Here is an 11,644-nt window from a genome sequence, read left to right on the forward strand (position 1 = left end):
GCGTGACCGGAACGGTTGCCTTGAGTGGAGGGAATGTCCCGGCTAGGCTTGCCCCCGATGAGCGGACTGAGCCGATGACCGGCGTCGGAGGCCACACCGATACCCTCGGCGACCTGCTCGAGCGGGTGGCCCGACAAGACCCTACGGCCTTCGCCGAACTGTACGACGCCACGCGTGCACGCGTATTCGGCATGGTGCTGCGCGTACTCCGCGATCCCGGGTACAGCGAGGAAACCACCCAGGAGGTCTACCTGCAGGTGTGGCGGTCGGCGGGGAATTTCGATCCGCGCCAGGGTTCCGCGCTGGCGTGGATCATCACCCTCGCCCATCGGCGGGCCGTCGACCGGGTCCGCAGCGAGCAGTCCGGGGCCGACCGGGAGGCCCACTACGGCTCGAGGAACGTCGACGCGGCCTTCGACTCGGTGAGCGAGGAGGTCACCCAGCGCGACGCGCGTCGCCGGGTCAACGACTGCCTGGGTTCGCTCACGGAACTTCAACGCCGCTCCGTCGAGCTCGCCTACTACCGAGGGTTCACGTACAACGAAGTGGCAGAAGAACTTTCGTCTCCGTTACCGACAGTGAAGTCGCGTATCCGGGACGGTCTGAAACGACTGAAGAATTGTCTGGGGGTGACCGTCGATGGCGAATGAGACGAACGATTCCTCTCACGATCTGCTCGACATGGCGCCCGGTTTCGCACTGGACATCGTCGCGCCCGGCGAACGCCGGGAGATCGCCGACCGCCTCGCAGAGGCCGATCCGGAGGTGGCCGAACGGTTCACCACCGAGGTCCGCGAGATCCACGAGACTCTCGCGGCCATGTCGGCGGGTACCGCGACCGAGCCCCCGCCCGAACTCAGGGTGCGACTGCTCGACCTCGTCCGTGCCGAACTCACCGCGAAGACGTCCACCGAGGATCGGCAGGAAACCGGTTCACCGGAGTCCGTGGAGGACGACGCTGTCACCCCGCCCGTCTCGCTCGACGAGCGACGCCGGGGACGTCGGCGCAACTTCCTGCTCGCCGCGGCGGCGGCCGTGATCGTGGCGATCGGCGGTGTCGTGGTGGCCGGCCAGTGGTCGACCGAATCGGCACCGGCCACGAGCGAACGGGTCTTCGCTGCCGAGGACGTACGAACCTCCTCGGGTGTCCTCGAAGGGGGCGGCACCGCGACCGTGGTGTTCTCCAAAGAGGCGGACGCCGGTGTCCTGGTGATGAACAACGTCGCACCGCCGGCCGAGGGAAGCGTCTACCAGATGTGGCTGCTCGGGCCGGACGGTGCGCAGGCGGCGGGCACGATGACACCGGAGGACGTCGCACCGTCGACGACCGCGGTGCTCGAGGACATCTCCGGGGCCACCGCTCTGGGCTTCAGCGTGGAGCCGGCGGGCGGATCGACGGAGCCGAGTGCGATCTTCGCTCAACTCCCACTCGGTTGACATGTCTCCGGCAACGCTCGCTTCATCGACGGAAGCCGATGACGACCGTGGCGTCGAATTCCGGAGAGACCCGGGTGACCGGATCGAGGCCGGTGCGGGACATGAGATCCTCCACCGCGAAGGACTGCGCCGCAGCCGACTCGACGAGCAGCGCACCGCCGTCGGCCAGCCACCGGACGCCGTCCGCCGCGAGCCGGCGGTGGATGTCGAGGCCGTCGATCCCGCCGTCGAGCGCGAGCCGGGGTTCGCTGCACCGTGCCTCGCGCGGCATCGATCCGATCGCCGCGGACGGTACGTAGGGGGCGTTGGCCACCATCACGTCGATGCGGCCCCGCAGCCTTCCGGGCAGCGGGGCGCACAGGTCTCCCTCGAACACGTGGTCCGCGGGCAGGTTGAGTCGCGCGCAGTCGACCGCCACGGGGTCGATATCCACCGCGTAGATCTCGCACGACTCGACGGCATTCGCGATCGACGCCCCGATCGCACCGGATCCACAGCACATGTCGACGATCACGGCGCCGGGCGCAGCGAGCTCGATCGCGCAGTGGGCAAGATATTCGGTGCGCCGCCGGGGCACGAACACTCCCGGCCGTACCGCGATGCGGTCACCGCGGAAGGAGACCCAGCCCAGCACGTGTTCGAGCGGCTCGCCGGCGACCCTCCGCGCGACGAGCCGTTCCAGGTCGGGGGGCGTGCGAGCGGCCTCGGCGAGCAGCTGCGCCTCCTGCTCGGCGAACACGCATCCGGCTGCACGCAGCGTGGTGACGATGTCGGCTCGGGCCTGGTGGGCGGAGACCATGAGGCACCCTACCGCGCACGCATGCGGGGTATCGGCAGCTCACATCCCGTCGAGGGATGGAACCCCGCCGCTGCGGGTATCCGCCCTCCGGCTGTGACGGGTATCCGCCCTCCGGCCGGGCCGGATATCCGGACCGCTGTCACGAGGGGTGTTGTGGGAACGGACGATCTCGAGCAGGAGCCGGCGCAGGGCCGCCGGATCGGACACCGCCACGGGCGAGTCACCGTCGGCCGCGTCGTCGCGCTCGAGTTCGATCACCCGCCGGTACGCCTCCACACCCGAGGGCGTGATCTCCACCCGCATCCGGCGTTCGTCCTCGGGGTCGACCGTCCGGGTGACGAAGCCGCCGCGCACCAGATGATCGACGGTCCGGCTCATGGTCTGATCCGTCACCCGGCAGGCACGCGCCATCTGCCGTTGAGACAACGGAGCGTGGGCCACCGCGTGCAGGGCGATCACCCCCGCATGGGTGAGCCCCCGCCGACGCAGCGACTGTTCCCAGGCCTGTTCGACGAGCCTGGCCGCCGTGGACAGCAAGCGGCCGGTGGGCCACTCGTCGAGGTCGTCTCCTCCCCCATCGTTCAGCACGCTGAATAATCTAGATCCGGATCATCCGCTCACGCCAGGAGGAATCTTGAGCACTGCTACCGAGCCCCCACGCAGAACCAGCCGATGGCGGTGGCTGCTGCCCGCCCTGTTGCTCATCGCGTGGCTCGTGGCCGCCGGTGGCGGCGGCCCGTTCGCCGGCAAGCTCAGCGAAGTGGCATCGACCGATGCGAGTTCGTTCCTTCCCGCTTCTGCCGAATCCACCCGCGCCGACGAGCTGTACGCCCAGTTCAACGAAAGCGAGTTCATCCCCGCGATCGTCGTCGCCGAGCGCGAGGGTGGCATCACCGACCAGGATCTCGCCTTCCTGGCGACCGAGTCCGCGGGACCCCCGCCGATCCCGTCCGAGGACGGTGCAGCGGCGCAGATGATCGTTCCGCTCGACGCCTCCGGGGAGGTGCAGGATTCCGTCGAAGAACTCCGCACCGCACTCGAGGCCGCACCGGAGGGGCTGACCGTCTACGTCACCGGTCCGGCCGGGCAGGCAGCCGATCTGTCGTCGGCATTCGGCGGCATCGACGGGCTGCTGCTGCTCGTCGCCGGCGGTGTCGTCCTGGTCATCCTCGTGGTGGTCTACCGCAGCCCGATCCTGCCGTTCGTCGTCATCCTCTCGGCGCTGTTCGCCCTCGCGCTCGCCAGCCTGCTCGTCTACGTGCTCGCCGACGCCGGAGCGATCGCCCTCAACGGCCAGAGCCAGGGCATCATGTTCATCCTCGTGTTCGGTGCGGCCACCGACTATGCGCTGCTGCTGGTCTCCCGGTACCGCGAGGAACTGCGACTGCAGCAGGACAAGTACGCCGCGATGCGCAGCGCTCTGCGCGGCTCGATCGAACCGATCTCGGCGTCGGCCGGCACCGTCATCCTCGGTGTGCTGTGCCTGTTGCTGTCCGACCTGAACTCCAACCGTGGTCTCGGCCCGGTCGCCGCCATCGGTATCGCCACCTCGTTCCTGGCTTCGGTGACCTTCCTGCCCGCTGCCCTCGTCCTCCTCGGCCGCGCGGCGTTCTGGCCCACCCGCCCGCGCTACGACGCGAACGCCGACGTGAACGACATGCAGCAGTCGCACAAGCTGTGGGGCCGGGTCGCTGCCTTCGTCGGTTCGAAGCCGCGGCCCATCTGGATCGTGTGCAGCCTCGTGCTCGTCGCCTTCGCTGTACTCGCACCGCAGTTCAAGGCCTCCGGTGTCGCGTCCTCGGATGTCTTCCTGCTGCAGACCGATTCGAAGTCCGGCCAGGAGGTGCTCGGTGAGCACTTCGACGCCGGCACCGGCTCGCCCAGCATCGTCGTCGCCCGCGAGGGCTCTCTCGACGGTGTGCTCCGCGCCGCCGAAGGCGTCGAGGGTGTCACGACCGTCCAGCCCGTCCCCGGCCCCGACGGCGCGCCCCGGGTCGTCGACGGCCTGGTCGCGGTACAGGCCACCCTGTCGGATCCGGCCGACTCGCTCGCTGCCGAGCAGACGGTCGAACGCCTCCGCGAGGCGGTGCACGCCGTGCCCGGGTCCGAGGCACTCGTCGGTGGCCCGACCGCCGTCGACCTCGACACCAAGGACACCGCGACCCGCGACCGTACCGTCATCATCCCGGCCGTGACACTCGTGGTCCTGCTGGTGCTGATCGTCCTGCTGCGTGCGCTCGTCGCCCCGATCCTGTTGATGATCACCGTGATCGTGTCGTTCGCCGCCACGCTCGGCGTGTCGTCCCTGCTGTTCAACCACGTGTTCGGGTTCCCCGGCGCCGACCCGGTGGTGCCCCTGTTCGGGTTCGTCTTCCTCGTGGCATTGGGCATCGACTACAACATCTTCCTCATGACCCGTGTCCGGGAGGAGACGAAGAAGGTCGGGACACGTGCGGGCACGCTGCGGGCACTGACCGTCACCGGCGGTGTCATCACGTCCGCCGGCGTGGTTCTCGCCGCGACGTTCTCGGCGCTGGCGGTGATCCCGCTGCTGTTCCTGGCGCAGCTCGCGTTCATCGTCGCCTTCGGCGTGTTGCTCGACGCGCTGCTCGTGCGGTCGCTGGTCGTGCCCGCGTTGACCATCGATATCGGGAAGAAGGTCTGGTGGCCGAGCCGGCTGGCCCGCACCGAGCCGTCCGAGCCTGATGCCCCGGCCGATGTCGCGACCGCGGGAACACCGCGCTCGTAGCTGTAGCTCGTAGCCGCACGGACGACGGCCGCGGGACGGAAGGTGTGATCCGTCCCGCGGCCGTTCTCCCGACAGTTGCCGTCTTTGCCCGTTACCGTTCTATGTCATGTCTGCGGATCTCACCGCTCCTGCCGAGCGCCCTCCGGCGGAGGACGAGCGACGGACCTCGCGGCCGTCGGTGACCGACCGTATCGACGGGCGCCTGTCCGCCGTGCCGCACATCGTCGGCCTGACCCTCGGCATCTACGCGATCGCGATGGCGTTGTGGTCGATCTCCCCCACCCTGCGCTACTGGATCCACACACCACGCGAGTACGTCGACGAGTACTACTTCGATGCTCCCGACACGAGCCTGTCGTTCGCCCTCGTCCTGGGTCTGCTCGCCGGCGCGATCGCCGGACGCAAGCGCATCGCATGGTGGATCCTGACGATCTATCTCGGCGGCTTCGCGATCACCAATCTCGTCATGGCCATCGCGGACCGGGATCCGAACCATCTGGCCGCGCTGATCGTCCATCTGGCCGTCGTCGCGCTGTTACTGCTGTCCTATCCCGAATTCCGCACCCGGGTTCGGCGTGGAAACGTCTGGGCCGCACTCGGTGTGCTCGTCGGGGGCCTTGCCGTCGGGACACTGCTCGGCTGGGGGCTGGTGGAACTGTTCCCCGGCAGTCTCCCGTCCGCCGATCGGTTCCTGTGGGCGTTCAACCGTGTCACCGCCCTGTCGTTCATCGACAACGACCAGTTCGGCGGCCGCCCGCACGGACTGGTCAACACCCTCCTCGGGCTGTTCGGCGCCCTGGCGCTCCTCGCCGCCGTCGTGGTCCTGTTCCGCTCGCAACGAGCGAGCAACGCACTGACCGGCAGCGACGAATCGGCCATCCGGGGACTGCTCACCTACGGCGACGACTCGCTCGGCTACTTCGCGACCCGCCGGGACAAGGCCGTCGTGTTCGCGCCCAGCGGCAAGGCAGCGGTGACCTACCGTGTCGAGCTCGGCGTATGCCTCGCGAGCGGCGATCCGATCGGCAATCCCGAGGCGTGGCCGCATGCGATCGACGAATGGCTCGCGCTGACACGCGCCTACGGATGGACACCCGCGGTGATGGGTGCGAGCGAGGACGGAGCGACGGCGTATCACCGCGCCGGTCTGAACGCACTGCAACTCGGCGACGAGGCAGTCCTGCACACCCGGGAATTCACCCTCACCGGACGCGACATGCGGCCCGTGCGCCAGGCGGTCAACCGAGCCCGCAAACACGGTGTGACGGCACGCATCATGCGTCACCGCGACCTGTCGCCCGCGGAGACGGCGGCGGTGATCCGGCGCGCCGACGCGTGGCGCGACACCGAGGACGAGCGCGGATTCTCCATGGCGCTCGGCCGACTCGGTGATCCGCTCGACGGGGACTGCCTGCTCGTCGAAGCGGTCGTGGACGACCGGGTGGTCGCGATGCTCTCGTTCGTTCCGTGGGGGAAGGACGGCGTGTCCCTGGACCTCATGCGCCGCGACCCGCAGGCTCCCAACGGGGTCGTCGAACTCATGGTGTCCGACCTCGCCTCGCGTAGCGCCGAATTCGACATCGAGCGGATCTCGTTGAACTTCGCGGTCTTCCGGTCGGTGTTCGAAGAGGGCGCGAAGATCGGCGCCGGGCCGATCCTCCGGTTGTGGCGGTCGATCCTGCTCTTCTTCTCCCGGTGGTGGCAGCTCGAGGCGCTGTACCGCTCCAACGTCAAGTACCATCCCGAATGGGTTCCGCGTTTTCTGTGTTTCCGCGACAACCGCCTCATCCCGCGTGTCGCACTCGCCGCGGCGATCGCCGAAGGATTCCTCGCGCTCCCGACCTTCGGCCGCCGGAACACCCGGACCCACACCGGAACGCATTCGTCGTTCCCCGAGAACCAGGAAGCCGCGGTCGCGCTGCACGACGACGGCAGCGCTCCCGACAGTATGACCGGAGACACCGCCGCGGGGGCGGCGCACACCCGGCAGCTTCCGGAACAGGTCCAGGTGCGTATGGAGACACTGCACCGGATCGTCGAACACGGGGTGGATCCCTATCCGGTCGCCCACCCACCGACCCACACCGCAGCAGAGGCCGCGAGCGCGAAGGCCGGCACCGAGGTGGTCGTGGCCGGCCGTCTGCTGCGGATCCGCGATTTCGGTGGAGTGCTGTTCGCGGTGGTGCGCGACTGGTCGGGCGACATCCAGATCCTCGTCGACCGCCGGCGGGTCGAGGGACGGCGCTTCCTGTTCGATCTCGGCGATCTCGTGGAGGTCTCCGGCACGATGGGTCGCAGCCGTACCGGGGAGATATCGGTGCTCGCCGATTCGTGGCGCATCGACGGCAAGTGCCTGCATCCGCTGCCCGACAAGTATCACGGTCTCGTCGATCCCGAAGCCCGGGTACGGCAACGCTATCTGCACCTCGCGATCGACGCCGGAGCGCGCGGGCATCTCGCGGCGCGCAGTGCCGTCGTGCGGTCGTTGCGCGACGAACTCCAGGCTCGTGGATATCTGGAGGTCGAGACACCGATCCTGCAGTCCGTGCACGGTGGCGCGAACGCGGCACCGTTCATCACACACATCAACGCCTACGACGCCGATCTGTATCTGCGCATCGCTCCCGAGCTGTATCTGAAGAGACTGTGCGTGGCGGGCATGGCGAAGGTCTTCGAGATCGGGCGGGTGTTCCGCAACGAGGGTGCGGACTTCAAACACAACCCGGAGTTCACGATCCTCGAGGCGTACGAGGCGCACAGCGACTACGAGAAGATGCGTGTCATGGCTCGCGAGCTGATCCAGGCCGCGGCCCGTGCGGCACACGGACGCGAGGTCATCCTGCGGCCCGGCCCCGACGGCAGTCCGGTCGAGGTCGACATCTCCGGCGAATGGCCCGTGAAGACCTTCCACGATGCGATCTCGGAGGCACTCGGCACGTTCGTCGATGCGCAGACACCCGTCGCGGTGTTGCGCCGCCTCTGCGACGAGCACGAGATCCCCTACAACCCGGCCTGGGACGCCGGTGCCACCGCGCAGGAGATGTACGAGCATCTCGTGGAGTCGCGGACCGAGTTCCCCACCTTCTACACGGACTTTCCGACCTCGGTGTCCCCGTTGACCCGCCCACACCCACGCAAGCCCGGAGTCGCGGCGAAATGGGATCTCGTGGCGTGGGGTGTCGAACTCGGCACGGCCTACAGCGAACTCACCGATCCGCTCGATCAGCGTGCCCGGCTCACCGAGCAGTCGCTGCTCGCAGCGGGGGGTGACGAGGAGGCGATGGAACTCGACGAGGACTTCCTCGAAGCCCTCGAATACGCCATGCCCCCGACGGGCGGACTCGGGATGGGTGTCGACCGGGTGGTGATGCTCGTGCTCGGCGGCAGCATCCGCGAGTCGCTGGCGTTCCCGTTCACGAAGCCGCGCCGCGTGTGAGGGCGGTTTCACGTGAAACCGGCGTTGCTGGCATCGTGAGGTCGTGCAGCTACTCCTGATCCGCCATGCCGAGCCGAACAATGCCCGAGCAGAGACGGGGGTCGCCGACCCGCCGCTCACCGAGACCGGCCGTCTGCAGGCTGCGCGCCTACCGGAGGCGCTGGCCCCCTACACCATCACCCGGCTGTTCTCGAGCCCGCAGTTGCGCGCACTGCAGACGGCCGAGCCCGTCGCACAGCACCGGCATCTCGGTGTGGAGAAGGTGGAGGACATCGCCGAATACGATTACGGGCACGATCACTACTTCACGATCGACGCCGCGAAGGAGGTCGCGCCGGCCGCCTACCAGCGCATTCTCGCCGGTCATCTTCCTGATTTCGTCGATGCGGATGTTTTCCGCACCCGTGTGGCGAAGGGGATCGACGACGTCGTGGCCGCGTGCGACCACTCCGAGACGGTGGCGCTCTTCGTCCACGGTGGGGTCGTCAACATCGTGTTGCAGCAGTTGCTCGATCTGCCCCGGCCACTGATGTTCCCTATCGAGTACGCGTCGGTGACCCGCATCCTCGTCTCCCGCAGCGGTGCCCGCCGGGTCGCATCGATCAACGAGACGGGCCACGTGCGCGACACACTGCGCGTCTGATCGGCGGATCACGCGAGAATGCCGTTCCGGTGGACGCGCCGTTTCGACCGATTGGTACGGTCACCGCCGGAGGTGGCACCGAATGGATGCGGACAGGATCGACGAACTCGTGCAGACCGGGATACGGACCCAGGGCGAACTCGAAGCCGTTCTCGGCATTCCGCACCCTGCGATCGTCGACAAGGCGCGCCCACACCTGACGCCGCTCATCCGGCATTTCCTGTCCCTCGCGCGGTTCTTCACGATCGCGACCGCCGACGCCGTCGGCAACTGCGACTGCTCGCCCCGCGGCGACCTCGAGTCGTCGGTGCTGGTGCTCGACGATCACACGATCGCGCTACCCGACCGGCCGGGTAACCGCCGCGCCGATTCCTACCGCAATATCCTCGAGAACCCGCACGTCGGCCTGCTGTTCTTCGTGCCCGGCGACGAAGAGGTGCTCCGGATCAACGGCCGCGCCACTCTCTCGACCGACCCCGAACTACTGGAAAAGCTGTCGCTTCAGGACAAGCCGGCACAGCTGGCCGTCATCGTGCAGATCGACGAGGTGTTCCTCCACTGTGCCCGGGCGTTGCTCCGAGCGAAGCTGTGGGATCCGGCGACTTATCCCGATCGTGCGGCCGTGCCCTCGATGCGCGACATGCACGCCGAACTGCATTCGATCGAGGTGCCGGCCGACGCCGAACCAGGGAAGCGGGAGCTCTACCGCGAATTCCTGTACTGAGCCCGGCGTCGCACGCATCACGCCTTCGAGGCGATCCAGTCGCGCAGCCAGCGGGTCGCGGTGGTGCCACGATCGTCGACGACGTAGTTCGAATAGTCCTGATGCACCTGTGAGCCGTAGAAGCGGCGGATCTTCTCCCCGCGCACGCCGTTCGCCTCCGGCGACAATTGCACCTGCAGCATCGGGATGCCCCCGGCGATCATGATGTCGTCGTAGAGCGCGGCCGCCTCGTCCCGATAGTTCTCGAACTGCTCGAACGGGCTGCCCGCGGAGATCGCGAGAAAACCGGCCAGTCGTGTCACGAAATCCTCGGGTGGAGTGGAGCAGTACAGATCGCCGACGGCGCAGAGGGTCCGGACGTTCGGCGTCACGAGCCCGAATCCGCCCGCACGAGCGCCACCGGCACCGCCCCCTGCCACCGGGGGGCCGACGAACGGATCGAGTTCCGAGCGACGCGGATCCGACAGCAGGCCGACCGCGACGAGACGATGAGGACCGACCACGCCGATCCCCGAGCCGATCTCGGCTGCGAGATCGCCCGCGGCGTCGGCTCCCTGGCTGTATCCGACGAGCGCGAAGTTCGTGAGCGGGCAGCGGGCAGCGGTCGCGGCGACGAGGTCCCGGGCGTTGTCGACGGCACGGTCCCGGGAGACGGCGTACATGTCGCCCTCCCAGGGGAAGGCCGTCGCGGGATAGGCCACGTAGTCGACCCGCGTGCCCGGCGGTAACCCGGACGTGACCTCGGCCAGCATGCCGCTCCCTCGGCCCGGGTCGGGCTCGTCCGAGGTCTCCCAGGTGCCCGGGACCGCGACCACGTGCAAGACCGGACACCCCGGCGGGTTCGCCTGTGCCGCAGGAACTGCCACCGATCCCATTGCCCACGCCAGCATCGCAGCGACCGCCGTCGCCCACATTCTCGTCATCCCCATAGCCCGCCCCGCCACCGTCCTCGTGTCGTCCCTCCACGGCAGTGTTCCGGAGAAGAATGACATACTCGTGAACCGGATGTGATGTATCCGAGTCCGGAATGTCGCGACCGGGCGACGGAGACGTCAGTTCCGGACGACGGTGACCTGTCCCCCACCGATGTTGGTGACGAAGACGTTGCCCGTCCCGTAGTCGATCGCGGTACCCGGTACCGGTCGCTCCACCACACTCGCACCCGTGGTCGGGACGGTCTCGGTGATGACGATGTCCGGCCCGAAAAGGTTGGTGACGTAGACGTTTCCGCTGAACAGATCGGTGACCACGGCACCCGGCGGCGGGGGCGGCGGCGGGAGTTGCGCCGACGCGACCTCACGGTCGACGACCGTGACGCCGCCCGTTCCGATGTTCGTCACGTACACGCCGTCGGTTCCCGCATCGAGGATCAGCTCGGGCATCTCCGGATCCGGCGCCGGGGCGGGCGCCGCGGTGGGCGCGGGGACGACCCGGCTGCGATGCACGGTCACCGCGCCGGTACCCACATTCGTGACCGCGACATTGCCCAATCCGCCGTCGACCCGCATCTCCACGAGGGCAGTGGAGACCTCGGTTCGCCCCGGGACACGCCCTTCGGGATGAGTGACGGTGACCGCTCCGGGCCCGACGTTCGTGATGCACGCGTTCCCTACCCCGGCCTGGAGACCGAGCAGTCGCGGTCCGTCGAATCCGAAGACCGGCGGAAGAGGTTCGGCGCCGTCCACGGAGACCAGCCCCCCGCCGTTGCGCACGCACGTATCCGCCGGATCGGCGGCCGCACTCGGTGCTGTCGCCACGGCCGCAGCGACGGCACCCACACCCATCAGGATCGCGGTCAGTGCCCGTCTCGTAGCCGTCATGCGCAGAACCATAACGGTCGGGATGCGGAACGGCAG

10 protein-coding genes are annotated in these 11,644 nt (G+C 68.3%); 6 read left to right on the forward strand and 4 right to left on the reverse strand.

Annotated elements, in window-relative coordinates:
• Positions 1-74 precede the first annotated feature (74 nt).
• Together MOM01_RS00740 and MOM01_RS00745 are read left to right on the forward strand one after the other, a co-directional pair.
• Complete coding sequence (locus MOM01_RS00740) at positions 75-650, forward strand: sigma-70 family RNA polymerase sigma factor (protein ID WP_241383475.1); 576 nt, start codon at positions 75-77, stop codon at positions 648-650.
• Positions 640-1,437: an anti-sigma factor gene (locus MOM01_RS00745; RefSeq protein ID WP_241383476.1), complete on the forward strand. Its 798-nt coding sequence runs from the start codon at positions 640-642 to the stop codon at positions 1,435-1,437. The genes MOM01_RS00740 and MOM01_RS00745 overlap by 11 nt, the downstream gene beginning before the upstream one ends.
• A 22-nt stretch (positions 1,438-1,459) precedes the next feature.
• On the opposite strand, the gene MOM01_RS00750 is transcribed toward MOM01_RS00745, so the two are convergent.
• Both MOM01_RS00750 and MOM01_RS00755 read right to left on the reverse strand, forming a co-directional pair.
• A complete protein-coding gene (locus tag MOM01_RS00750; protein WP_241383477.1) occupies positions 1,460-2,236 on the reverse strand; it encodes a putative protein N(5)-glutamine methyltransferase in 777 nt (258 codons plus the stop codon).
• A gap of 39 nt (positions 2,237-2,275) precedes the next feature.
• Entirely contained in the window at positions 2,276-2,824 is a 549-nt protein-coding gene (locus MOM01_RS00755) for a MarR family winged helix-turn-helix transcriptional regulator (protein ID WP_241383478.1), read from the reverse strand.
• Between the two features lie 46 nt (positions 2,825-2,870).
• On the opposite strand from MOM01_RS00755, the gene MOM01_RS00760 reads away from it, so the two are divergent.
• From MOM01_RS00760 to MOM01_RS00775, 4 genes are all read left to right on the forward strand, one after another.
• Entirely contained in the window at positions 2,871-4,985 is a 2,115-nt protein-coding gene (locus tag MOM01_RS00760; RefSeq protein ID WP_241383479.1) for an MMPL family transporter, read from the forward strand.
• A 106-nt stretch (positions 4,986-5,091) separates the two neighbouring features.
• Entirely contained in the window at positions 5,092-8,421 is a 3,330-nt protein-coding gene (lysX, locus tag MOM01_RS00765) for a bifunctional lysylphosphatidylglycerol synthetase/lysine--tRNA ligase LysX (protein WP_241383480.1), read from the forward strand.
• Between the two features lie 43 nt (positions 8,422-8,464).
• Complete coding sequence (locus tag MOM01_RS00770; protein WP_241383481.1) at positions 8,465-9,064, forward strand: histidine phosphatase family protein; 600 nt, start codon at positions 8,465-8,467, stop codon at positions 9,062-9,064.
• An 82-nt stretch (positions 9,065-9,146) separates the two neighbouring features.
• Positions 9,147-9,788 (forward strand): MSMEG_1061 family FMN-dependent PPOX-type flavoprotein, encoded by a 642-nt coding sequence (locus MOM01_RS00775; protein ID WP_241383482.1) that lies wholly within the window; start codon positions 9,147-9,149, stop codon positions 9,786-9,788.
• 17 nt (positions 9,789-9,805) lie between these two features.
• Here MOM01_RS00775 and MOM01_RS00780 read toward each other — a convergent pair whose 3' ends face one another.
• Both MOM01_RS00780 and MOM01_RS00785 read right to left on the reverse strand, forming a co-directional pair.
• Positions 9,806-10,711, reverse strand: a complete 906-nt coding sequence (locus MOM01_RS00780; RefSeq protein ID WP_241383483.1) for a cutinase family protein — start codon at positions 10,709-10,711, stop codon at positions 9,806-9,808.
• 129 nt (positions 10,712-10,840) lie between these two features.
• Positions 10,841-11,608 (reverse strand): hypothetical protein, encoded by a 768-nt coding sequence (locus MOM01_RS00785; RefSeq protein WP_241383484.1) that lies wholly within the window; start codon positions 11,606-11,608, stop codon positions 10,841-10,843.
• Between the last annotated feature and the right edge of the window lie 36 nt (positions 11,609-11,644).

The sequence above is a fragment of the Rhodococcus sp. CH91 genome, from assembly GCF_022554085.1.
In the GTDB taxonomy this organism is placed as follows: Bacteria; Actinomycetota; Actinomycetes; order Mycobacteriales; family Mycobacteriaceae; genus Rhodococcus.